Origin of the sequence: Euzebyella marina, assembly GCF_003687485.1 — a bacterium.
Lineage (GTDB): Bacteria > Bacteroidota > Bacteroidia > Flavobacteriales > Flavobacteriaceae > Euzebyella > Euzebyella marina.
This window is the reverse complement of the sequence record NZ_CP032050.1, coordinates 4,104,199-4,128,465: the sequence shown is the minus strand read 5'-3', so window position 1 is coordinate 4,128,465 and position 24,267 is coordinate 4,104,199. Positions and strand designations below refer to the sequence as shown.

Annotated in this window: 18 protein-coding genes; 16 read left to right on the top strand and 2 right to left on the bottom strand. The window is 42.3% G+C overall.

Annotated features, from left to right (window positions below; genetic code table 11):
• Positions 1-4: 4 nt before the first annotated feature.
• From D1013_RS17805 to D1013_RS17795, 3 genes are all read left to right on the top strand, one after another.
• Positions 5-1,357 (top strand): TolC family protein, encoded by a 1,353-nt coding sequence (locus D1013_RS17805; RefSeq protein ID WP_121850109.1) that lies wholly within the window; start codon positions 5-7, stop codon positions 1,355-1,357.
• A gap of 87 nt (positions 1,358-1,444) precedes the next feature.
• The gene (locus D1013_RS17800) at positions 1,445-2,464 is read left to right on the top strand and encodes a Gfo/Idh/MocA family protein (RefSeq protein ID WP_121850108.1); all 1,020 of its coding nucleotides are present in this window, start codon (positions 1,445-1,447) and stop codon (positions 2,462-2,464) included.
• 8 nt (positions 2,465-2,472) lie between these two features.
• The gene (locus D1013_RS17795) at positions 2,473-2,655 is read left to right on the top strand and encodes a CPXCG motif-containing cysteine-rich protein (protein WP_121850107.1); all 183 of its coding nucleotides are present in this window, start codon (positions 2,473-2,475) and stop codon (positions 2,653-2,655) included.
• 4 nt (positions 2,656-2,659) lie between these two features.
• On the opposite strand, the gene D1013_RS17790 is transcribed toward D1013_RS17795, so the two are convergent.
• On the bottom strand, positions 2,660-3,343 hold the full coding sequence (locus D1013_RS17790) for a head GIN domain-containing protein (protein WP_121850106.1): 684 nt from the start codon (positions 3,341-3,343) through the stop codon (positions 2,660-2,662).
• A gap of 197 nt (positions 3,344-3,540) precedes the next feature.
• Here D1013_RS17790 and D1013_RS17785 point away from each other — a divergent pair, with 197 nt between their 5' ends.
• From D1013_RS17785 to D1013_RS17755, 7 genes are all read left to right on the top strand, one after another.
• On the top strand, positions 3,541-4,572 hold the full coding sequence (locus D1013_RS17785) for a formylglycine-generating enzyme family protein (RefSeq protein WP_121850105.1): 1,032 nt from the start codon (positions 3,541-3,543) through the stop codon (positions 4,570-4,572).
• An 85-nt stretch (positions 4,573-4,657) separates the two neighbouring features.
• On the top strand, positions 4,658-5,182 hold the full coding sequence (locus tag D1013_RS17780; protein ID WP_121850104.1) for a YceI family protein: 525 nt from the start codon (positions 4,658-4,660) through the stop codon (positions 5,180-5,182).
• 35 nt (positions 5,183-5,217) lie between these two features.
• Positions 5,218-6,420: a M20 metallopeptidase family protein gene (locus D1013_RS17775; RefSeq protein WP_205601258.1), complete on the top strand. Its 1,203-nt coding sequence runs from the start codon at positions 5,218-5,220 to the stop codon at positions 6,418-6,420.
• A 160-nt stretch (positions 6,421-6,580) separates the two neighbouring features.
• Positions 6,581-8,917: a PSD1 and planctomycete cytochrome C domain-containing protein gene (locus D1013_RS17770; RefSeq protein ID WP_121850102.1), complete on the top strand. Its 2,337-nt coding sequence runs from the start codon at positions 6,581-6,583 to the stop codon at positions 8,915-8,917.
• A 12-nt stretch (positions 8,918-8,929) separates the two neighbouring features.
• A complete protein-coding gene (locus D1013_RS17765) occupies positions 8,930-10,390 on the top strand; it encodes a DUF1501 domain-containing protein (protein ID WP_121850101.1) in 1,461 nt (486 codons plus the stop codon).
• A complete protein-coding gene (locus D1013_RS17760; protein WP_121850100.1) occupies positions 10,390-11,835 on the top strand; it encodes a c-type cytochrome domain-containing protein in 1,446 nt (481 codons plus the stop codon). Before D1013_RS17765 ends, D1013_RS17760 begins: the two co-directional genes overlap by 1 nt.
• A gap of 2 nt (positions 11,836-11,837) precedes the next feature.
• A complete protein-coding gene (locus D1013_RS17755; RefSeq protein ID WP_121850099.1) occupies positions 11,838-12,614 on the top strand; it encodes an SDR family NAD(P)-dependent oxidoreductase in 777 nt (258 codons plus the stop codon).
• Here D1013_RS17755 and D1013_RS17750 read toward each other — a convergent pair.
• Positions 12,611-13,198, bottom strand: coding sequence for an RNA polymerase sigma factor (locus D1013_RS17750; protein WP_121850098.1), 588 nt, complete (start codon positions 13,196-13,198; stop codon positions 12,611-12,613). The two genes, D1013_RS17755 and D1013_RS17750, sit on opposite strands and share 4 nt — an antisense overlap.
• Before the next feature lie 116 nt (positions 13,199-13,314).
• Between D1013_RS17750 and D1013_RS17745 the strand changes: the two genes are divergently transcribed.
• From D1013_RS17745 to D1013_RS17720, 6 genes are all read left to right on the top strand, one after another.
• On the top strand, positions 13,315-14,475 hold the full coding sequence (locus D1013_RS17745; protein ID WP_121850097.1) for a FecR family protein: 1,161 nt from the start codon (positions 13,315-13,317) through the stop codon (positions 14,473-14,475).
• Between the two features lie 197 nt (positions 14,476-14,672).
• On the top strand, positions 14,673-17,921 hold the full coding sequence (locus tag D1013_RS17740) for a TonB-dependent receptor (RefSeq protein ID WP_162987944.1): 3,249 nt from the start codon (positions 14,673-14,675) through the stop codon (positions 17,919-17,921).
• Positions 17,922-17,945: 24 nt separating this feature from the next.
• A complete protein-coding gene (locus tag D1013_RS17735; RefSeq protein WP_121850095.1) occupies positions 17,946-19,427 on the top strand; it encodes a RagB/SusD family nutrient uptake outer membrane protein in 1,482 nt (493 codons plus the stop codon).
• 92 nt (positions 19,428-19,519) lie between these two features.
• Positions 19,520-21,070, top strand: coding sequence for a sulfatase family protein (locus tag D1013_RS17730; RefSeq protein ID WP_121850094.1), 1,551 nt, complete (start codon positions 19,520-19,522; stop codon positions 21,068-21,070).
• A 45-nt stretch (positions 21,071-21,115) separates the two neighbouring features.
• A complete protein-coding gene (locus D1013_RS17725; RefSeq protein WP_205601257.1) occupies positions 21,116-22,801 on the top strand; it encodes an FAD-dependent oxidoreductase in 1,686 nt (561 codons plus the stop codon).
• A gap of 19 nt (positions 22,802-22,820) precedes the next feature.
• Entirely contained in the window at positions 22,821-24,254 is a 1,434-nt protein-coding gene (locus D1013_RS17720; RefSeq protein ID WP_121850093.1) for a carbon starvation CstA family protein, read from the top strand.
• Positions 24,255-24,267 lie beyond the last annotated feature (13 nt).

The following is a 24,267-nucleotide window of genomic DNA, read 5'->3' as shown; positions in this document are numbered from 1 at the left end:
ACGAATGAGATTAACTAAAATGTTTGTTCTTTTGCTCTGTGTTGTATACGGCACAGGACTTTCGGCTCAAGAACAGGTACTGTCAAAAGATGAGGCCATAAAAATGGCATTATTGAACAACTTTGATATCAAAGTGGCCCGAAATCAGGTCGACATTGCTAAGAACAATAAGGGAATCATGAATTCTGGGTATTTGCCCAGTTTATCGGCAAGTGCCGGCGCTAACTATAATAGGGATGATTCTAATATTGAATTCCCTGGTCAACTTCTAGAAGATGGGTCTCCAAGACCGGACCAAGAGTTGGTAAAGGCAGAAGCCCAGCGTTATAACTCCGCACTTAATTTAAATTATACCCTTTTTGATGGAATGGGTAGGTATTATACCTATAAGCAGTTAAAAGAACAATACCAGTTGACAGAGCTGCAAGCAAGGGAAACCATTGAGAATACCCTACTTCAACTTTTTAGTGTTTATTTTGAGGTGGCCAGACTTACCGAAAATAAAAATGTACTGGAGCAGGCCTTGGAAATCTCTTTACAGCGTATAACCCGTGCAGAGTATTCATTTGAGTATGGTCAAAATACGAAGCTTGATATATTGAACGCTCAAGTTGATGTAACCAACGATAGTATAAATCTCCTGAATACGCTGCAACAATTAGAGAATACCAAACGAGATTTGAACGTAGTGTTGAGTAGGGATTTGAACTCGGCTTTTGAGGTCGATACCTTGGTGCAGTTTATTCCGAAACTTCAGTTAGAAGAACTCATTTCGCAGGCTGAACTGAACAATGTGGCAATACTTCAGTCAGAAAGGTCATTGACCATTAATGAATATGATATCAAAGTAAATAAATCGGGTTACTTGCCCAATGTAGGCTTGACCGGTACATATGGTTGGAACTTGAACCAGAGCGCGCCATCGGCTTTCTTTCCGGGTACTAACAATGAAACTTGGAATTTCGGTCTCGGAGCCAGTCTCACATGGAATATTTTTGATGGGGGAGGAACTTCGGTAAGGGTGAAAAACGCCAAAATTGCCTACGAGAACCAAGAATTGGTGCAAGAGCAAATCAAATTACAGGTAGAACGAGACGTTCAGAATGCCCTTGCTATTTTTGAAAACAGATTGAATATTTATCAGATTCAAGAACAGAACGTGATTACCAATCAAAATAATTTTGAACGTTCTAAAGAGCAGTTTCAATTGGGTAGAATCACCTCTATTGAGTTTCGTCAAGCCCAAATTAACTTGCTGAATGCCCAGACGAATAAAAATTTGGCTAAATATGATGCGAAGTTGGCAGAGCTTCAATTGCTTCAATTGACCGGGCAATTATTGAACATTCAGATATAAATATTGTATTTCTTCTTTTGGCTAGCGCAATAGCTGTTGTTTAAGCCATTATTTCTTTGTAACATAGTTCACTCTAAAGAGATTACTATGACTGCAACAATAGGTATCGGAATCGTCGGAACAGGTTCCATCGTCAACAATTATATCAAATGCATCGATGAACTGGATAATGCTAAATTAGTCGCTATCTACACCAAATCAGAAGATAGGGTGAAGACCGCTACCTCGCAGTTCGGCGTCCCCGTTTTTAGTGATATGAATCAATTTTTGGAACAAGATTTTCAGTTGGTCTGTATCTGCAATGAAAGCGGAAGACATGGTGAGGCTATAGTCGCAGCAGCGAATGCCAAAAAACATATCTTGAGTGAAAAGCCATTAGAGGTGACCACCTCTAAGATAGATGATGTCATGGCGGTTTGCGAGAGTAACAATGTAAAGTTGGGGTGTGTTCTTCAAAACCGATGTAGTGATGATTATAGCTTGCTAGAAGATGCTGTCAAATCTGGTAAGTTGGGCAAAATCATTATGGGTAATGCCCACATCAATTGGTATCGCTCAAAAGATTATTATTCCGGCAGTGATTGGAGGGGAACTTTAAAATATGATGGTGGTGCAGCCTTTATGAACCAGGGTATACATACCATTGACCTCTTGATCAATTTGATGGGAGAGCCTTCTTCGGTATTTGGTAAGGTAAAGACCAGTGTTCATACTATTGAAGGCGAAGATGTTGGTAGTGCCATTCTTGACTTCGATAACGGTTCTATTGGTAATATCACGGCAGGCACGGCATTGACTCCAGGTTACCCAGAACGATTGGAAATTTATGGAGAAAAGGGTAGTGTTCTGATGGAAGCGGGTAAAATAGTACAATGGAATGTACCTGATACAGCAGCGCCAAATATACAAAGCAAAGGAGATGGTAGCGGTGCGGCCGACCCAACAGCTATAGGTCATAAAAATCATAAGATTGTTCTTGAAAATATGTTGACGGCAATAGTAAATGACGGTCAGCCCATGGTCGATGGTCGTGAGGCGAGAAAAGCAGTGGCAGTTATTAATGCTATTTATGAATCTTCAAAATCGGGAAAACCCGTTTCACTTTAACTTCATGTATGTTTGAGCATTTTTTTCAATGCCCTTATTGTTGGGAAGAAATTTCAATGCTATTGGATAGTTCGGTGACCGAGCAACAATATGTTGAAGATTGTGAGGTATGCTGCAACCCCATAGAAATATTTTCAGTATTCGAATCAAATGAACTGGTTGCTTTCGAAGCCAATAGTTTAGAGCAATAAAGCCTTAGTCGACGACCTCTATTTTACCGCCGAAAACCTTGTCTTTGTCTATTTCTTTCGGGTTGCCATAAATATAGATGGAACCACCTGCCCTTACCTTGGCGTCAACTTTCTCACTGGCATTGACGTCTGCTCTTCCGCCGGCATTCACCACCACGGTGGTCTGTTGAGTGTTTAATTGCTTGTTGTAAATCTTACCGCCGGTATTGACCATTACTTCCTGTAATTTTGAACTACCGGTCAAAGTTATTTCCCCTCCTGAAATAGATTTGGTATAAAGATCTTGAAGTTCGATTTTCAAATCGATTTTGCCTCCTTCTTGAACTTTTATTTCTACCCTTTCCGAAGCGGTAACGACATCTTCTGAATTTATTTTGGCATTTTCGTTGGCATCGATGAGGGTTAGGTCTTCGGTATGGTATAAGGTAGCCTTGGCTTCATCACCATCCATAAAGTTATCAAACTCCATTTTTATTTTAAGAAGTCCATTCTTGTTTGAGATTTCCACTTCGTCCTTATCATCCCCAGTTATGACCAATTTGTTCTCCGAACCTTTGACCAAGGTTACCACTATGCGGTCATAAGCCTTTAGCTGGGTGAACTTCTCAAGAGTTTTAGTGTTCGATTTTTGGCTGAAAAGAGTGGCTGAGCAAAGGGTTGCTACAATTAATAGTACGAAGGTTCTCATTTTCTCATTTTGATGATGAAGCTCAAATATAGGGCATTTTCAGCATAGTGGTCTGTAATAAAAGTACTTCAAGTTTCTATAAATTGGTTTGAGGAAACCCTCATCGGGCAAGTCATAAAGAATAAGGCCTGTTTTTACTTTTCTGCTCGGAAAAAACCTTTAATTTTAGCGAAAACCGAACAATTTAAACTTTCCGAATGAAAAAAAATATTTTCTGCCTGACGTTGTTGGCGGGTGCCTTGTATTCCTGTTCAACTAAAAAGGCAGTAAGTGGGGCCTCAGAAGCTCAAGTAACTACCGAACAACCAGTAAAAAGTACAGTAAGTTCTAGCACCGAAGGATATACTGAAAATGTGCCTGCCACCGAAGTGAGTTTTGATATGGTTTCGATTCCCGGTGGAACCTTTATGATGGGTAGCCCCGAGGCTGAAGCCAACAGAAAAACGGATGAAGGACCTCAAAAGAATGTAGAGCTTGACCCGTTTTATATGGGGAAATATGAAGTGACGTGGGATCTTTTTGAACTATTTTTCAAGCAAAATAAAGAGCTTTTTGTTAAGCTTGATGATGATAGGGTAATGAAGGTAGATGCCATTACAAGACCTAGCCCACCTTATGAAGACCCTTCATACGGCATGGGTAAAGATGGCTTCCCGGCGGTAAGTATGTCAGCGTATTCCGCTTTGGTTTTCTGTAAATGGTTAAGTACCATTACCGGTAAATTCTATCGTTTGCCAACCGAGGCCGAATGGGAGTATGCCGCTAGGGCCGGAACAACCACTGCATATAGTTTTGGTGACGATATTTCTCAAATAGACGAGTACGCTGTTTATTACAAAAACTCTGAAAGCAAATATGCCAAGGCGGGAAGTAAAAAACCAAACCCTTGGGGCCTTTATGATATGCATGGTAATGTGGCCGAATGGACACTTGATGAATACAAAGAGGATGCCTATTCGACTACAAAAGATTCGAACCCTTGGGTAACACCAACGGTAATACACCCTCGTTCGTACAGGGGTGGCTCTTGGGATGATGATGCCGATAAATTACGTTCGGCCTCCAGAACAGCTTCCAGCTTAAAACAGCAGAAGAGAGATCCTCAGATACCTAAAAGCTTTTGGTGGTTCACTGATTCAAATTATGTGGGTATGAGATTGGTAAGCCCCGTTCAACAACCTTCTGCCGAAGATCAAAAGAAATTTTGGCAACAAGTCTTGGACGAATAAAAGAATTAAGAATCTTTGAAGTTGATCCCATAGTTTAAAATGTTTTAAAAATGCCGTTGTTATAGATGGCCTGAATAGAATTACAATGAAATATATTATTGCGGCATTCTTGATGCTCGGCACGATTTGTACAAATGCACAGCAAGAATTTAGCTTGAATGAAGAAAGTACCTTGACCATTGACGGAACATCGACCATTCATGATTGGACGGTCAATGCCGAACAATTGCAAGGAGAATTGATTGTTGATGGTGGAAAGCCAAAGAAAATTGATTTTGCCGTTGCAGTAGAGGGTATTAAAAGTGAGCGTGGTGCCACGATGGACAATAAAATGTACAATGCCCTTAAAAAGGATGAGCATCCGAACGTTACTTTTAGTTTAACCGAAGTAAAGGGTGAGGGTGTTCTTGTTGGGCAACTTTCGATTGCAGGTTCTCAGAATGAAGTTGAGATTCCTGTTTCTATTTCTGATGATGGCGGTTACAAAATTACTGGGGAGTACAAACTTGCACTTAAAGATTATGGTATTGAACCACCAACTGCCATGTTCGGGCAAATAGTGGTGGGCGATGATGTAACTGTCAAGTTTGACCTAAAATTTGCCCAGTAAGTTCATTGCAGCCAGCTAATGTAACCTTTAAATAGATGATTTCATCAGTGATGACTTTAGGGGAAAAAATCAAACAAAAGGCTCGTGAACTTGCCCCAAAGTACATTGATGTTAGAAGGTATCTACATGCGCACCCAGAGCTTTCTTTTCAAGAATTTGATACATGTAGGTATCTGAAAGACCAACTTTTGAAGTTGGGTGTTAACGATATTCATTCCGTGGCCAATACAGGTTTGTTGGCCACCATCAAAGGCGGAAAAGAGGGCAGGCAACTGGTCTTACGCTCCGATATGGACGCATTGCCTATTCTCGAAACCAACGATGTCGAGTTTGCTTCTCGAAATGAAGGCGTAATGCATGCCTGTGGTCATGATGCCCACATGTCTTCTTTATTGCTCTGTGCAGAGATTTTGATAGATTTAAAAGAAGAACTGAGAGGAACCGTGCATTTGCTGTTTCAGCCCGCAGAAGAGCTAATGCCCGGCGGGGCCAGTTTGGTGATGAAAGAACCCGTTTATCAAAAATTGGGCCAATTGCCTCATATCGGTCAACACGTACGGCCAGATTTACCCGTTGGAACCATCGGTTTTCGTCCTGGTAAGTTTATGGCTAGTATGGATGAGCTTTTTCTAACGATTAAGGGAAAAGGGGGCCATGCGGCAATGCCCGAGAATGCCGTTGATTCGGTTTTAATAGCATCGCATATAATTGTTGCGGCACAGCAATTAGTGAGCAGAATGGCTTCTCCAAAGACACCTTCAGTGCTTTCTTTTGGAAAGGTGATTGCCGATGGGGCGATCAATGTCTTGCCAGATGAAGTCTATATTGAAGGTACTTTCAGAACAATGGATGAAGCCTGGAGGTCATCGGCTTTGAAAAAATTGAATAAAATGGTGGTTGCCATGGCCGAATCAATGGGGGCTACGGCAGAATTAAAGATTAAGCACGGGTATCCGCATTTGATCAATGATCAATCGCTGACCAGTGAACTAAGGGTAAATGCCATCAGTTTTGTCGGAAAGGAAAATGTTATCGGTCTAGACCAATGGATGGCCTCGGAAGACTTCTCTTATTACTCGCACGAGCACCCATCTTGCTTTTATATGCTAGGTGTGGGTAACAGTGATAAAAATATCGATTCCGGTCTACATACTTCTACTTTTAATATCGATGAATCTGCTTTGGAAATCGGCGGAGGCTTAATGGCATTTTTAGCTATTTCTAAATTGAGGGATTAGGAAAGTTTCATTCTATTTTTTGTCAATCTGAACTTTTATTTCGTTTTTAATGCGCAAGTAGGCAAAAATATGCTTGTTCATTGCAAAAATATTAGAGGCTTGGCTCTCTTAAATTCACTAATTTTAAATACTGCGAAAAGCGCAGCTAAATCATCCCAAAATGAAAAATGCGGTTGCCCTCGGCTTGATTTTGGGCCTGTCGATAGTATTGCTTTACCTGTATCAGGATGGCTATTTCGACAAGGTGGAAGATGATTATGCCTCGGTGGCCCTCCCGGAGACAGTAGATTATAATTTTCACATCAAGCCTATTCTTTCCGATAACTGTTATACCTGTCACGGCCCGGATGCGAATAAGCGTAAGGCAGGTCTACGACTTGATATAGAAAAGAATGCTCTTTCCGAACTTCCTGAAAGTCCTGGTCATTTTGCAATAGTAGCCGGTAGCCCTGGCAAAAGCGAGGCCTATCGAGCGATTATATCAGACGACCCGGCTGAACAAATGCCACCGCCCGAGTCGAACCTTTCTCTCACGAATTATGAAAAAAGACTTCTGAGAAAATGGATAGAACAGGGGGCAGCTTTTGAAAAACATTGGGCATTCATCCCTCCCGAAAAGAAAAAAGTACCTACAGATACCTCTAGTTATCTAAAAAATGAGATAGATGCCTTTGTAGGTTCCAAATTAAAGGAAAAAGGATTAACATTCTCCCCAAAGGCTTCTAATGACATACTATTGAGAAGAATGGCTTTAGATGTCACCGGACTGCCACCTGCCCCGGAATTGGTTGATAAATTAATGAGCGAAGCTCCCGATGAGATGCTACAAAGAGCCATTGACACTCTGCTAGCATCTCCCGCTTATGGAGAGCGTATGACACAATCATGGCTAGATGTGGCCCGTTACGCTGATTCACATGGGTATCAAGATGATAGTTACCGCACTATGTGGCCGTGGCGAGACTGGGTCATTCATGCTTTTAATGAAAACCTCTCGTATGACGAATTTCTAACCTGGCAGATTGCAGGCGACCTAATGCCCAATGCAACCAAGGAACAAATTCTGGCCACGGGTTTCAATAGAAATCACCCCATCACCCAAGAAGGGGGCGTCATTCAAGAGGAATATCGCACGAATTATGTTCTTGATCGGACCAATACCTTGGGCAAAGGTATTTTGGGGTTGACCCTTGAATGTGCCCGATGCCATGACCATAAGTATGATGCCATTTCGCAAAAAGATTATTTCGGGTTTTATGCCTTTTTCAATCAGGTAAATGAGAAGGGTATTCAAATGGATGCCGTTCAGGCCAAAAATCAAAAATTCTTTGCAGACCCTCCTTATATCGGTATTAGTGCCAAAGATACGGTTGGGGTACTGTCTTTTGTGAATATGAACGGTTCAAATCCCGTAAATGTCATGGTGATGAACGATTCAGCACCAAAAACAACGTTTGTACTTGACAGGGGAGAATATGACCGCCCGACGGATTCGGTGCTTCCCGGTACGCCATCAATTATACTTCCGTTTGCGAACGATTTGGCCAAGAATCGTTTGGGTCTGGCTCAATGGTTGACCGATAGAAAAAATCCTTTGACCGCGCGCGTATTGGTCAATAGAATTTGGGGTACGCTTTTCGGAAGGGGATTGGTAGAAACTTCCGAAGATTTTGGGGTGCAGGGTAGTTTGCCGACCCATCCAGAATTATTGGACTGGTTAGCGGTTGATTTCATGGAAAACGGATGGGATATCAAGTATCTAATTAAAAAAATAATGCTTTCTGCAACTTATCAACAGCGCTCTGAACTTACCCCTGAACTAGAAAAGGCTGACCCTGAGAACAAGTGGTTGGCCCGGGCTGGGCGTTTCCGAATGAGTGGGGAAATGATAAGAGACTATATATTGGCTACAAGTGGTCTTCTGAACCGCGAAATCGGTGGCCCTAGTGTACGACCTTATCAACCTGAAGGGCTTTGGGAAGAAACCAACGCCGGTAGTGAAAGAGGGGTTCTCACAAGTTATGTACCCGATAGTGGCGATGATCTTTACCGCCGTTCACTTTATACTTTTTGGAAACGTACCCTTCCACCTCCTTCGATGACCATTTTCGATGCTCCTAATCGAGATTTTTCTGAGGTGCGGCGGCAAAAGACCAATACACCCCTGCAAGCTTTGGTACTTCAAAACGATGTTCAAATACTTGAGGCAGCTCGGGTGTTGGCCGAAAAGATGCTTAATGATGGGGGAAAGGACAATCTTGTTCCCCAGTTGTTCGAAAGAATATTGGTGCGTAGCCCTCGGAAGGAGGAACTGTTAACCCTCACGGCCTACTATCACGATGCATTAAACACCTATGGGTCAAAACCCAAGGATGCTGAAAAATTGGTGGCGGTGGGAGATTATCCTCACCTGAAAACAGACCCCGTGAGTACGGCGGCACTTATGCTAACTGCACAAGTAATCTACAATCTAGACGAAACTATTACCAAGGAATAAACGAAAGAAGCTATGGAAGAAAAGGACAACAAAAAGGAAAACCCGTTGAAGGTGAACAGGCGTCACTTTTTCTCCCAATTGAGCGTGGGCATAGGTTCACTGGCTCTTGGTTCATTGTTGATTCCCGACCTTTTCAAGAATACTGGCGGTCAGCAAGCCAGCCAGCCGTTGGGGTTGCCCCACTTTGCACCAAAAGCCAAAAGGGTCATTTATCTATTTCAGGCCGGTGCCCCTTCTCAATTGGAGACTTTTGACCATAAGCCTATTTTGAGAAAACGAATGGGGGAGGATTTGCCGGAATCGGTGCGTAATGGACAACGATTAACGGGAATGACCGCTAATCAAGAAAAATTCCCCTTGATGCCCCCAGCAGTGAACTTTAAGCAATATGGTCAGAGTGGCACATGGATCAGTGATTATTTCCCTCATATCGCTAAAATCGCAGATGATATAACGGTTGTGAGAAGCATGCATACAGAGGCTATCAATCATGATCCCGCTATCACTTTTTTTCAAACCGGAAGTCAAATATCAGGTAGGCCCAGTATGGGCTCTTGGCTAAGTTACGGTTTGGGTAGCGAAAATAAGAACCTACCCTCGTTTGTAGTACTTACCTCTAGAGGCAAGGGTAACAGTCAGGGGTTGTATTCAAAACTTTGGTCAAGTGGTTTTCTTGATTCAAAGCACCAAGGCGTGCTTTTGCGTTCAGGCAAAGACCCGGTACTTTACCTAAATGATCCAGACGGTATATCTCGCTCTACTAAAAGAGATTTGCTGAATGAGGTATCAGAACTGAATAGATTGCATCATGTAGAGACTGGAGACGATGAAATAGAATCACGAATTGCCCAATACGAAATGGCATACCGAATGCAAATGTCTGTGCCGGATGTGATGGACATTTCGAAGGAGCCAGAATCAGTTGTCAAATTATACGGTGAAGATTGTCAGGTGCCCGGCACTTATGCTGCCAATGCCCTTCAAGCTCGAAGGTTGGCTGAAAATGGGGTGCGTTTTATTCAGTTATACCACCAAGGCTGGGATCAGCATGGGAATCTACCTGATGAGATGGCGGGCCAGGCCAAAGATGTTGACCAAGCTTCGGCTGCTCTTGTTATGGACTTGAAGCAACGAGGTATGCTTGAAGATACCTTGGTCATTTGGGGAGGTGAGTTTGGCCGCAGTAATTATTGCCAGGGGAAATTCGATCCTGCCAATTATGGTAGGGATCATCACCCAAGGGCATTTAGCATTTGGATGGCCGGAGGAGGAATCAAGCCAGGCCTTAATTATGGACAAACCGACGAATTTGGGTACAATGTAGTAGAAAATCCGGTGCACATCAACGATTTTCATGCTACGCTCATGTATGCCTTGGGTCTCGACCATGAACAACTTACTTATAAATATCAGGGTAGAAGATTTAGGCTCACCGATGTGGCCGGTAATGTGGTTAAAGACTTATTGGCTTAATGGTTGCACAAGGTTTTAAGGGCCGTTGGGTAGAGCTTATGGTCTTGGCGCTTTCGGTATTTCTTGTTTTTTGTCTCATTTTTGAATCCTTTATTGAATTGCCGTCGATAGTCGGGTGGATGGGTAGGTGGCACCCATTGATACTGCATTTTCCTATTGTACTGCTGGTTATTATTGTCTTTCTAGGCTTTACAGGTCGGGAGATTCCCAAACTTCTTTTTCAGATTGCGGTAATTACCGTTTTATTGACTGCGATATCGGGTTTTTTTCTGGGGAAAAGTACAGGTGAAAAGGGAGCTTTGTTGCTCTGGCACCAATGGCTGGGGGCTTCTTTGGCTTTGGTGGCAGTTCTTTTATATAGATTCCGGGCAGAGCTTCAAAAGAGTTTGATTCTCAGGAAAGTATGTATGGGTTTAATTTTGTTATTGGTCGGGTTCACTGGTCATTATGGCGGTATGATTACCCATGGGGAAGATTTTCTGGCTTTACCAGGCGCAGACGGCCCCAGAGAACTGCCGGAAGACCCTCAGGTGTACTCTGATTTGGTGGTTCCTATTTTGGAGGATAAGTGCATGTCGTGCCATAATCCCGACAAGCGAAAAGGAGAACTATCGGTCAAAGGGTTCTCATCTTTAATGAAAGGAGGGGAGAGCGGAAATACGGTCTTACCTGGAAATTATGAAGAGAGCACTTTGATAACAAGATTGCACCTTCCTTTAGAGGATGAAGAACATATGCCGCCTGAAGGAAAGTCTCAATTAGAAGTCGAGGAAATAACTATTCTGGAAAGGTGGATTGCCTTAGGAGCCTCGGATACCCTCCAATTATCCTTACTTGCACCATCAGAACCATTGGCGGGTATAATCAAGAAAATGATGGGCGCGGCATCTAGTAGCGATTGGTCTCGATTACCTATGGTGGCAGATGAGACTATTGATCAACTTTCCAATGATTATTTGACTATTACAAGAATGGCCGGTGGGTCTAACGCCTTGGGTATCGATGCTTTTCCGCCACCGGAATACGACTCCAAACCCATTCAGGATTTGGAAGCGGTGGCCGCAAACATTGTTGAACTTGACTTGAGCGGTTTGCCGATAGGTGATAACGAGATGAATATGGTGGAGAAGTGTGCCAATTTAGAATGGTTAGAGCTTGATAGAACTCCGGTTACCGACCAAGATTTTCAAAAAATTACGGGTCTTAAGCAGCTCAGGCTCTTAAAGATATACGGCACCAAAATTTCTGACCGGTCTATTTCGGTAATTCAAGGTCTTGAAAATCTAAAAAGGCTTTACATTTGGAGTACGGAAGTAAGTAATGAGGCACTTGAACAATTAGCCCGACAACGACCCGATATTGTTATCGAAAAAGGTATCGACGATAAGATTCAAAACTTTTTGGAGGCAAAGGATACGGTGCCGAACCTAGAAAAGAAAGAATAGGAATGAAGTTTGATTTAAAAGGAAAAAATGCCATTGTAACTGGTGGCGGAAGTGGTATTGGTAGGGCGATTTCAAGAACATTGGCTTCGCATGGTGCACATGTTCATATCTTTGAACTGACCAAAGAGTCTGCCAATGATGTCGTTGAAGAAATCAATAATCAGGGCGGAACTGTTCACGCTTATAGCTGTAATGTATCCAATCAAGATGAGGTGAAATCAAATGTGGCTGCTATTGCTGAAGAAGGCAGTATTGATATATTGATCAACAATGCAGGTATCGCACACATCGGAAATGTTGAAAAAACGACGGAGCAAGATTTCGATAGAATCTATAATGTCAATATCAAAGGTGTGTACAATTGCATTCATGCGGTCATACCGTTTATGAAAGAAAAAGGCGGGGTTATTCTTAATATGGCCTCTATTGCCGCCACTGTAGGAATCAAAGATAGGTTTGCCTACTCAATGTCAAAAGGGGCGGCTTTGACTATGATGTACTCCGTGGCCAAAGACTATTTAGAGTATAATATACGTTGCAATAGTATTTCACCGGCAAGAATTCATACCCCATTTGTAGATGGGTATTTAAAAAATAACTTTCCTGATACGGCAGAGGAGAAATTCAATCAATTGTCGGCTACTCAACCTATAGGGCGAATGGGTAAACCCCAAGAGGTGGCCGATTTGGCGCTGTATTTATGCTCCGATGAGGCTTCTTTTGTTACCGGAACCGATTTTCCTATTGATGGAGGATTTATTCGCCTAAACGGTAACTAACGTAAAACAGGTCTTCCGTAAAGCAGGAAGAATACGGTTTCGTATTGGTCTCCTAAACTATCTCTAAGTCTATTGTAGGCTTTTCTTATTTGTACTTCAACCGTACGAACGGAAATAGAGAGGTGCTCCGAAATTTCTTTATTGGTAAGCCCCTCCTGTTTGCTAAGTCGAAAAATCTCGCGGCACTTCGGGGGTAATTTTTCTATCTCTTTCGATAAAAGTCCGAGAAATCTTTCCAGCTTATATTCGTTGGTCTCTTCTACGACTTCGAACATGTGTTTGTAATACTTGTCTTCAAGAGGCAACAACTTTTTGCCTTGCCTATATTCATCAACAAATTCATGATAGGCCATTTTGTAAAGAAAACTTTGAATGGGGTAATTGGCTTTTAGTTTTTTTCTGAACTTCCAAGTTTTGATAAAAACGTTCTGAACAATGTCTTGGGCCAACGCCCTATCATCAATTAAAGTAAGGGTATAGGCAAACAATTTTCTATGGTATTTTTCTAAAAGAAAAATGTAGGCTTCTTCCTTTCCTTTGCTTAAATCCTGTATCAAAGCCTCATTGTTATTGTATGTTGCCATATTGACGATATGTTAATTTTAAAACTAAAATTTGGATGAATTTAAAAAAATATCCATAAAAAGTAAGTGTATTGAAAATTTTGAACGTAATAATTAATAGAGCAACCTGAATTTGTATGAAATTAAGTTCCCTCGAAACACTTCTAGTGAAGTTTATGGGCAATTCTGCCAACGGTAATGATTTAGATGAACTAAACGAATACCTTGGGCAAGATGATTACAAAGGTTTTATCAAAAATTATTTAAGAGCACATTTTGTCGTTTTATATAAAATGAACCAACCCGATTTAGAACAGACCAAAAAAGAACTATTAAAAGAGATAAGGCGGGACAAAAGGCTCACTCTTAAAAGAAACCTCTATCAAGGTTTAAAGTATGCTGCGATACTCGTTTGTTTTATCGCTGTAGGAATTTATATGTTCACCAGACAAGAGAATGAACTGAGCCCTCAAATTCCCGCAACGGAAAATGTAATCACGCTCGAACATTCGAACGGTCAGGTCGAGGAGATATCCGAATCTGGCAACCTTTCAATTAAGAGTAAAAGCGGCGAGGTAATCGCACAGCAGTCGGGCAACAAAATAAGTTTCAACTCCCAAGCTGCCTCCAATGAAAAAGTAGAATACAGTACCATCACGGTTCCGTATGGCAAAAATATAACCTTGGCGCTCTCTGATAGTACCGAAGTCATCATGAATGCAGGAAGCCGTATGACTTTTCCCAACCGATTCAGAACAGGGTACAAGCGGAAGGTGAAACTTTCCGGCGAAGCCTTTTTTAAGGTGGCTCATGATGAAAAACATCCGTTTATTGTTGGTTTAGATAGCTTAGACGTTCAGGTTTTAGGAACTGCTTTTAATGTAGCTAACTATACTGAAGATGCTACTACAGAGGTTGTTTTGGTAAATGGATCGGTCGAACTGGTGCCCACTACAGAAAGGGTTGCGAAGGTGTTGTTAAAGCCTGGCTTTAAAGGCACTTTTTATAAAAACAGTTCAAGAATCGAAACGGCAGAAGTACCTACCGATTTATATACTTCTTGGGTAAATGGGTATGTGGTCTTTAGAAACGCCCCTTTCAAGAACATTCTACAAAAGCTTGAAAGGCATTACAATGTTACCATCAATAACCCCGAGGGGCACTTGGTAGATGAAAAATTCAATGCTACCATAGATGTGCAACATGAAACGATCAGTGAGGTGCTCGATTATTTCAGCAAAATTCACAATATCAAGTTTCAGGTCAATGATGACCAAATAACAATTTTAAAAAAATGAAGAAAGTATGAAATAACACTCTAACAAGGTTGCTCGTAAAAAGGGGTAGCCATGATCGAACAAAAAGAAAAATCGGAGGATGTTCGCACCACCCCCCGATTATAAGCGATTATTAAAAATAACCACTCTAGACATTCAAAATTATGAAAAAACGGTTGAATTCCGTAGGACAAAAGTCCTGCCTATTCAAATTACAGATGAAATTATCGCTACTACTCATTACGATGACGATTGCGATGCAAGCCAAAACAACTTATTCCCAAAACAGAATCACACTTGATTTGGAGAATGTTACCCTTTCAAGGGTAATAGATGAGATTGAAGCCAATACCGAATTCAAGTTTATTTTCAACTCTGAATTGGTAAATACAGAACGGGTTCTAAGCTTGAGCGTACGCAACGGAGAAATTAAGAAAGTACTGAACATGGTGTTCAGGCAGAATCCGAATGTCGCTTACGAAATCTATCGCGACAAAATTTTATTATTACCAAGTAAGTCGACAAGCCCAAGTGGTGTAACGACTAATGCTCCACCGCAAGAAGAAGTTGAGGTCAACGGAACTATTCTTGACGATCAAGGCACGCCGTTGGCGGGTGTCAACATTGTTGAAAAGGGCACCGGTAACGGACAGATTTCCGATTTCGATGGCAACTTTACTATCAGCGTAGCAGACCGAGAGTCTGTGTTGGTATTCAGTTATTTAGGCTTTGAAACAAAAGAAGTTTTGGTCGGTGATGCCACACAATTGGATGTTGTGTTAAAAGAAAGTGCCCAAGGCTTAGAAGAAGTCGTTGTGGTCGGTTATGGTTCGGTCAACAGAAGCGATTTGACCGGTTCGGTATCGACTGTTGATTCTGAAGAACTGACCGCTTTGCCTACCACTGATGTTCAACAAGCCTTAAAAGGTAGGTCGGCCGGTGTTAGGGTAACCCAAAATTCAGGTCAGCCCGGATCTTCTGTTCAAATTCAAATTAGGGGGGGTAACTCTTACCTGGGGGACAATAACCCATTATATGTGGTAGACGGCTTTCCGATTACGGGAGGAATAGATTTTCTGAACCCGTCTGACATTGAAACGATTGATATACTAAAAGATGCTTCTGCTACGGCCATTTACGGTTCTCGTGGTGCCAATGGTGTGGTAATGATTACCACCAAAAAAGGAAAAAAAGGGCAGCGTGGTGTTGTTGACGTTCAGAGCTACTATGGCGTTCAGAACGTAATGAAAACCTATGATTTACTGAACTCACGTCAGTTTGCCGAAATGGCAAATGTGGCAGCGGTTAATGAAGGTCTTTCAGAACCTTTTGATTTAAATAATTTGCCCAATGTAGAAACCGATTGGCAAGATGAGATTTTTAGGGCGGCCCCGATTCAAAGTCATACCTTGACATTTTCGGGAGGTAGCGAAAATTCTTCTTATTCAGCATCTGCAAACTATTTTGAGCAAGAAGGCACCATATTGAATACGGGTCAGCGAAGGGGTTCAATTCGTCTGTCTTTAGATAATCAGGTGAATGACTGGATTCGTCTTAGCGCCAATACAGTGTTAACAAGGTCTAGGGTAAACCGGGCCAATGTTAACAATGGTAATGCAGGTAATAATATCTGGTCTGCAACCCTACAGGCCCCTCCTACAGTGTCCCCTTTTGATGCTGAGGGTAATTACAACGAAATCGATTTCTATGATTTTAGCCCTGTATCTATCAGCAATCCGTTGCTTTATACAGAGATTAAAGATCAGGCGCTTACCTCAAAGATTTTAGGAAATATTGCTGTCGAGTTTGAGCTTTACGATAGACTCAAGTTAAAGGTGTTGGGTGGTACTGAGCAAGAATTTAGAGAGAATAACTATTACTCGCCATCGCTTTTGGTCAAACGAACTCCGCAGGGTTCTGCAAGCTTCAATATGTTCAGGGGAATTTCATATCTGAATGAGAATACCTTATCATATGACGCTACCATTGGTGAAGATGATCGATTATCAGCTGTAGCCGGTTTTACGGTACAGACATTTAGAGGAAAGACCAATGGGTCAAGTGCCACGGGGTTTTCTACCGATATTTTGCAGGACAATGCCCTGGGTATAGCTGAGAGTACCTTACCAAATTCAAGTGATGTAAGCGACTGGAAACTTTACTCTTGGTTAGGTAGGGTCAACTATAGCCTGAACAATAAATATTTGTTTACCGCCAGCGTGAGGGCCGACGGTTCATCACGTTTTGGTGATAACAATAAATGGGGTGTCTTCTCTTCCGGATCTTTCGCTTGGCGATTGAGCAATGAAGAATTTCTTTCGAACTGGGAAGCGTTATCAGACCTTAAACTACGGGTCGGTTACGGTGAAACGGGTAGTACCGCTATCAACCCATACCAATCTTTGAATACATTGGGTGAGGCCAGAACCACTTTCGGAGGATCAGATGTTGTCGGCTTTGCCAATGTTTCGGCCCCGAATCCTGACCTTAAATGGGAAACCACCGGTCAACTGGGTGCCGGTATCGATGCTTCATTTTTAAATGGTAAGTATCGCATCAATATTGACTATTACAAGAAAAACACCAAAGACCTTTTGGCTATCATTCCTCTTCCTGGATCGACAGGTTTCACCTCGTTGGTAACCAATTTAGGAGAGATTCAGAATATGGGGATGGAATTTAGTCTAGGGGCTACTTTTGGAAAGGAAGATTTTACTTGGGATGTCAACGGACAGTTATCCTTTAATAAAAATGAAGTTATAACCATTGGTGAGGATATTTTTGGAGGTGCTTTGGATATTCCTTTCAACTCACCCGTGAACATTGCCCGTGAAGGAGAACCTCTCGGTATGTTCTATGGTTTTATTGAAGATGGCTATGATGACCAAGGGGTTATTCAATACCAAGACCTGAACAATGATGGTGAGGTAACGAACGAAGACCAGACCATACTTGGCGGGCCTTATCCTGACTTTATCTATGCACTTAATTCCACTTTAAATTACAAGTCGCTAAGTCTCAATTTGTTTTTTGAGGGAAGTGAGGGTAATGAGCTTTTCTGGGCGACCGGAGGGTATATTGCCAACTCTTTCAGTACGGGTGGTAATCAAATCGTTGATGTATATAACGACTACTGGACACCTCAAAATACCGATGCTGCTTATCCGGCACCAAGTGAGAACCGGGCGCAGTTGAGAACATCGGATAGATTTGTAAAAGACGCTTCTTATCTGAGGTTGAAAAACGTAAAGCTGGCCTATAACATTCCTGTTCAGAGCATCAAGCCGGCATTGGCGGCGTTACAGGTTTACATTAGTGCACAGAACGTATTTACGGTGACCGATTTTCCGGGTCTTGATCCAGATGTTAATACAAGGGGAGGTACAGGCGATTTGCGAATCGGTATTGCCCAGACTTCGTACCCTAGCTCAAGAACGATTACTCTTGGTATGAACTTGAAGCTTTGATTAATCACCTAACAATTTAAAGAGATGAAAAACAATATATTAGTAATAAGTGGCTTGATTTTAGGTCTGCTCTCATCTTCTTGTGAGGATGCTTTAACGGAGCAACCCGAAAGCCTTTTGGTCAAAGAAAATTTTTATAAGAATGAGACTGATGCCTTTTCGGCATTGGCAGCGGTTTACGGAACTTTTCGCTCGGGCGGCGAACGTTATTTTCCGGTAACCTATTTTATGGCAACCCTTGAAAACAGGGCCGAATATTCAAATGGTAGAGGTAGTCAGGCCGGGTTTAGCAAATACGATGGCCCTTTGGACAATACCAGTCAAGAACGCGTGTTCGCGGCCTACAATGATATTTACTTGGGTATCAATCGTGCCAATTCTGTTATCAGTAATGTGGCCAAGATAGAAGATATGAACGATGACCTTCGGTCGCAATACGTGGCTGAAGCTAGGTTTCTAAGGGCATTTTTCTATATGAACCTGGTGAAATACTGGGGCGGTGTACCCTTGAGAACCGAAGAGTTTGTAAGCCTTGACCAAATTCCGGCGCCTAGGGCTTCCGTTCAAGAAGTTTGGGATTTCATTATTACCGAGCTCAATGCAGTGATTCCTGATTTGGCCGATACATTTTCTGATGCCGATGCGGGCCGTGCCACTTCGTGGGCTGCTAGAGCCGCTTTGGCCGATGCTTATCTGAATACCGAAGACTGGGCTTTGGCGGCAGAAACGGCCGATAATGTGATTGTAAATAGTCCTTACTCGTTTGTAGAGGTATCGGTGGCCGATGATTTTCTGAATATCTATGGTCCTGAGGTCATAACCCATTCCGAAGATATTTTTGCGGCCCATTATTCCGAGACCAACGGTAATGATGTACCTCGCTTTATACATAGGGCGAACACTGGTTTCTCGGTGGGCGGTTTTCACGCTTGGCTGCCTGTAGAGAATTCTATTTTGGGTTCTTGGGATATCAATGATTTGAGAAGACAATTCAGTTTGTATACCGAATACATTGATGAAAATGGAGAAGTACAGCAGTTGCCTGAAGATTCTCCGATTTTATTTCATAAGTATAGAGATGCCAACGCGCCAAGTGCACCTCAGAGTAGAAATAACATTCCTTTCTATAGGCTGCCTGAAATGTACTTGATCTATGCCGAGGCCACTAGTGAGGCGAACGGAGGTCCAACCTCTTTGGCTACCGAAAGATTGAATATGGTTAGAAGAAGAGGTTACGGATTGCCACTGAATACAGCTTCTGCGGAAGATTATCCTGCCGGTATGTCTCCAAGCGGTTTTAAAGATGCTGTGCTAAATGAAAGGGTATATGAAATGAACCTTGAAATGAAACGCTGGAACGATTTGTTAAGAACGGGTAGGGCGCAAGAACTGGTAGAGGCTACCGGTAAAACGTGGAGCGATGTGTCCCTGCTATTACCGTTGCCAGTTGATGAAATAAACAATAATCCGGCCATGGGTCCTGAAGACCAGAATCCTGGCTATTAAAGTTGATTACTGTTAGTTGATGTTAGTTTCTATGAACCAGGCCGTTGTACCGGCGGTCTGGTTTTTGTTTTCATGAAATTCGAAACGGTCAAATGAATTTAAGCAGAAGAAAAAAGAATTTTTTAAACCCAATACGCCTTCAGCAGCTTTTGGCGGTTATGGTACTGATTTGCTTTGTATCTTGTAGTCAGAGAGATACGAAGAAAGAGGTTCGGCCAAATGTAGTTTTTATTTTGGCTGATGATTTAGGGTACGGTGATATTGGGGCATACAATGCCGACTCAAAGATACCGACCCCTAACCTTGATAAACTTGCATCTGAAGGTATAATGCTCGAAAATGCTTATTGCCCAATTTCAGTTTGCTCGCCGACTAGATATGCTCTAATGACGGGCACCTATCCATGGCGAAGTTGGAACAAACACGGGGTGATGAGAAATTATGAGCCTTCGATGATGGATGCAGATATGATCACATTGGCAGAGATGTTCCAGCAATCAGGTTATTCGACCGGCGGTTTTGGTAAATGGCACCTAGGGGCCACTTTTCCCACGCTTGATGGTGAGAGACCGACCGGTTATGGTAAATTTTATGCCAAGAACAATGGCTCAAATCTAGATTTTTCTAAACCTATCAGTGACGGACCTACTGACCATGGTTTTGAAAACTGGTATGGGTTTAGCTGCGCCAGTGAGTGTTGGGTATTTGAAAATGATATGGTTGATGCCTACCTCGAACATGACTATTATACTGTGGACCAAGCGCCAGGCGCTGAAAATTTGACCTCATTGCCCATGAATAGTTTTCTCAACGTGATTACAGATAGGGCACTGAAGTTTGTTGGGGAAAATCAGGATAAAGGTGAAGAGCCTTTTTTCCTCTATTATGCGCCATATGTACCTCATGTGCCTTTGGCCGTTAGTGATTCTTTTTTAGGAAAAACGGAGGCCGGTCCATATGGTGATTATGTTCACGAACTTGACCATTATATTGGCAAGTTGTTGAAAGGCCTAGATGAGATGGGACTCAAAGAGAATACCATCGTACTATTTGCGAGTGATAATGGTTCGGTTTTTCGAATGACCTATAAAGGTATGGAAGCTTCGGATGACAACAACAGGGTTCCAGGGCATTATATAGATACGGTCGGTACAAGTTTTTTACAAGAAAAAGACCTTACCGATAAACATATACCAAACGGAGAATTAAGAGGTTGGAAAAGAACTGCTTGGGAAGGTGGTGTTCGAACCCCATTTATCGCAAGTTGGCCCGGTCATTTTCCTGAGGGAACCACCAACAATACAATTTTTGCCCTTAACGACGTATTGCCAAGTCTAGGCTCATTATTGGATTTTAAATTTCCTGAGGATTTCAAAATAGATGGGGTTGACCAATTTTCAGTTTGGGAAAACAAAAAGGGACCAAGAGAAGCCTTGGCCATACAATCGGGTAACAATGTGTTCGGGTATCGTAAAAATGAATGGAAGTTGATAGTGATGCCTATGGGGCCTAAAGACAATAGAACGGGCCATTTTTACGAGTTGTATAATCTTGAAGAAGACCCGCAAGAACGAACCAATTTGGCTGATAAACATCCCGATTTGGTTCAAGAACTGCATGAAGAATTAAAACAATACCTATAACCAAATCAGTTCTTCTACCGAAGGAAGAACACTAATTTTATTAAAATGAGTAATTTAAAATGGTCTGTCAAATTCTTGGCACTTGTTCTTTTTTTGATGGCCTTTGGCTGTAAAGAAGAGAAGTCGAAAGAAGAGAGCAATTCTGAGAGTTATACGGCAGATGTTATTGTATACGGCGGTACTTCCGCGGCTGTAACTGCAGCTGTACAGGTCAAAAAAATGGGAAAATCGGTCATTATGGTATCTCCTGACAAACATTTAGGAGGGCTATCTTCCTCTGGGTTGGGGTATACCGATACCGGTAATAAAGAAGTAATAGGAGGACTTTCCAGAGAATTCTACCAAAGAATTTACCAAAAGTACCAACAAGACAAAACTTGGCGTTGGCAGAAAAAAGACGAGTATGGCAACGTTGGGCAGGGCACGCCGGCAATTGATGGTAACAATAGAACCATGTGGATATTCGAACCACATGTAGCCGAACAGGTTTTCGAAGATTTTGTTTCAGAAAATGAGATACAGGTGTTTCGAGAAGAATATCTTGATAGGTCTAACGGTGTCGAGGTAACAGATGGAAGCATTACTATGATAACTACTCTTTCGGGCAAAGAGTTCAGCGCTCCTGTTTTTATAGACGCCACATATGAGGGCGATTTGATGGCGGCTGCAGGTGTAACCTTTACCATCGGTAGAGAGGCTGGTTCTACTTACGATGAAGAGTGGAACGGTATTCAAGTCGGTACCCTTCACCATCAACACCATTTCGGAAAAATGAATATTAGCCCCTATAAAGTTCCTGGTGATAGCACCAGTGGTGTCGTTTATGGGGTGTCGACCGAGGATCCGGGAGAGCGGTTAGAGGCTGATAAAAGAGTGCAGGCTTACAACTTTAGAATGTGTCTTACCAAAGTGGATGAGAACCGAGTGCCCTTTGAAAAACCGGATGGTTATGATCCGGCACATTACGAGTTGTTGGCAAGGGTTTATGAAGCTGGCTGGGACCAGACGTTCAATAAGTTTGACCCAATTCCGAATTTAAAGACAGATACCAATAATCACGGGCCTTATAGTACTGATTTTATTGGCGAGAATTATGACTATCCAGAAGCGAGTTACGAACGCAGGCGTGAAATCATTAAAGAGCATGAAGACTACCAAAAGGGTCTTATGTATTTTGTGGCCAACGATTCGCGAATTCCTGAAGAGGTTCAAAATGAATTTAAGCAATGGGGCTTGGCCAAAGATGAGTTTACAGATAATGGCAATTGGCCACATCAAATTTATGTTCGTGAAGCACGTAGAATGATTGGTGAATATGTAATGACCGAGAATGATATTTTAGGTAATAGAGAAGTGCCCAACTCCATTGGAATGGGCTCTTACACGATGGATTCACATAACGTTCAGCGTTACATTACCCCTGAGGGTTATGTTCAAAATGAGGGTGATATAGGCGTTCATGCCAAAGAGCCTTATAAAATAGCGCTGGGCACCATTCTTCCTAAGAAAGAGGAAATTAAAAACCTAATTGTTCCGGTAGCCGTATCGAGCTCACATATTGCTTTTGGTTCCATACGTATGGAACCGGTGTTTATGATATTGGGTGAAAGTGCTGCTTCATTGGCTAGCTTGTCCATTGATCAGCAAAAACCTGTACAAGAAGTTACGTATACAGACTTGAGAGCAGTTTTGGAAAAAGATGGCCAAAGGTTGGAACTTCCTAAGGAATAAATATAATTAAGACGCCAATATGATATCTTTCTTGCTTTCGATAGTCGTTCTTGTTGTGGGATACTTCACTTATGGGGTTTTCTTAGAGAAGGTCTTGGGTATCGATAGGCAACGAAAGACTCCGGCTTACGAGCTTCGTGATGATATTGACTTTACGCCGTTACCTACTTGGAAGGTCTTTATGATCCAGTTTTTGAACATCGCCGGTCTTGGTCCGATTTTTGGCGCTATTGCTGGTGCTATGTTCGGCCCTTCTGCTTTTTTATGGATTGTCTTGGGGAGTATTTTTGCCGGGGCAACCCACGATTATTTTTCAGGGATGCTTTCCGTAAGGCATAATGGGTTGAGCATTAGCGAAGTGGTGGGTATTTATTTGGGCCCTGGAGTAAAACAGTTGATGCGTGCATTTACGATTGTTCTGCTCATCTTTGTCGGAACCGTTTTTTTGGTTGGTCCTGCAAAGATTATTGATGGGCTGACAAGTGAAAGTATGGGCGTTTCGTTTTGGGTAATGCTCATTCTGGTTTATTATTTCTTATCTACGTTGTTGCCTATCGACAAATTGATAGGTAAGCTCTATCCGATTTTTGGAGTGGCCATGCTTATCATGGCGGTAGGTTTATTGGTCGTTTTGATGGTGGGTGATTATCACATACCCGAGCTTACAGGGGCTAACCTTACCAACATGACCTTAAACCCAGAAGAAACACCCATTTTTCCTGTGCTATTTGTAACTATTGCTTGTGGTGCCATTTCTGGCTTTCATGCGACACAATCACCATTAATGGCTCGCTGTATGAGAAATGAGGCCAATGGAAGGTCTATTTTTTCCGGTACAATGATTACCGAGGGGGTAGTCGCCTTAATATGGGCAGCGGCTGCAATGGTTTGTTTTGGTAATGTTACTAATCTTAATGAAACTATGGCTGCCAATAATAACAATGCGGCGTGGGCAGCGAACGAGATTACCCTGAGTATGTTGGGTAGTGTGGGTGGCGTATTGGCGGTTTTGGGTATTATAGCTGCGCCGATAACTTCGGGAGACACTGCTTTTAGATCTTGCCGATTGATATTGGCCGATATTTTTAAAATGGACCAGAAAAAATACGTGAAAAGGTTTTATATCAGCTTGCCCTTGTTCGTTATTGCATATGCACTTACACAGGTTGATTTCGGTATAATTTGGAGGTATTTTGCATGGAGCAATCAAACATTGGCTTCCGTAGTTTTATGGACGATTACGGCCTTTCTCATTTCAAAGGGCAAGTTTTACATGGTTTCACTAGTGCCGGCCATTTTCATGACAATGGTCTGTAGTACCTATATTCTAATCGCCCCAGAAGGGTTTTCCCTGCCAAACATTTATGCCTATTGGGGTGGCGCCCTGATTACTTCATGTGTTACGGCTTTGTTTTCGTGGTATGCGTTTAAGGGCAAGCTGCAAGTGACATGATGGGCGGTTGCAG

Coding starts and splice junctions, on each gene's coding strand:
- D1013_RS17805 (WP_121850109.1), top strand. CDS start 5: ATGAGATTAACTAAAATGTTTGTTCTTTTGCTCTGTGTTGTATACGGC.
- D1013_RS17800 (WP_121850108.1), top strand. CDS start 1,445: ATGACTGCAACAATAGGTATCGGAATCGTCGGAACAGGTTCCATCGTC.
- D1013_RS17795 (WP_121850107.1), top strand. CDS start 2,473: ATGTTTGAGCATTTTTTTCAATGCCCTTATTGTTGGGAAGAAATTTCA.
- D1013_RS17790 (WP_121850106.1), bottom strand. CDS start 3,343: ATGAGAACCTTCGTACTATTAATTGTAGCAACCCTTTGCTCAGCCACT.
- D1013_RS17785 (WP_121850105.1), top strand. CDS start 3,541: ATGAAAAAAAATATTTTCTGCCTGACGTTGTTGGCGGGTGCCTTGTAT.
- D1013_RS17780 (WP_121850104.1), top strand. CDS start 4,658: ATGAAATATATTATTGCGGCATTCTTGATGCTCGGCACGATTTGTACA.
- D1013_RS17775 (WP_205601258.1), top strand. CDS start 5,218: ATGATTTCATCAGTGATGACTTTAGGGGAAAAAATCAAACAAAAGGCT.
- D1013_RS17770 (WP_121850102.1), top strand. CDS start 6,581: ATGAAAAATGCGGTTGCCCTCGGCTTGATTTTGGGCCTGTCGATAGTA.
- D1013_RS17765 (WP_121850101.1), top strand. CDS start 8,930: ATGGAAGAAAAGGACAACAAAAAGGAAAACCCGTTGAAGGTGAACAGG.
- D1013_RS17760 (WP_121850100.1), top strand. CDS start 10,390: ATGGTTGCACAAGGTTTTAAGGGCCGTTGGGTAGAGCTTATGGTCTTG.
- D1013_RS17755 (WP_121850099.1), top strand. CDS start 11,838: ATGAAGTTTGATTTAAAAGGAAAAAATGCCATTGTAACTGGTGGCGGA.
- D1013_RS17750 (WP_121850098.1), bottom strand. CDS start 13,198: ATGGCAACATACAATAACAATGAGGCTTTGATACAGGATTTAAGCAAA.
- D1013_RS17745 (WP_121850097.1), top strand. CDS start 13,315: ATGAAATTAAGTTCCCTCGAAACACTTCTAGTGAAGTTTATGGGCAAT.
- D1013_RS17740 (WP_162987944.1), top strand. CDS start 14,673: ATGAAATTATCGCTACTACTCATTACGATGACGATTGCGATGCAAGCC.
- D1013_RS17735 (WP_121850095.1), top strand. CDS start 17,946: ATGAAAAACAATATATTAGTAATAAGTGGCTTGATTTTAGGTCTGCTC.
- D1013_RS17730 (WP_121850094.1), top strand. CDS start 19,520: ATGAATTTAAGCAGAAGAAAAAAGAATTTTTTAAACCCAATACGCCTT.
- D1013_RS17725 (WP_205601257.1), top strand. CDS start 21,116: ATGAGTAATTTAAAATGGTCTGTCAAATTCTTGGCACTTGTTCTTTTT.
- D1013_RS17720 (WP_121850093.1), top strand. CDS start 22,821: ATGATATCTTTCTTGCTTTCGATAGTCGTTCTTGTTGTGGGATACTTC.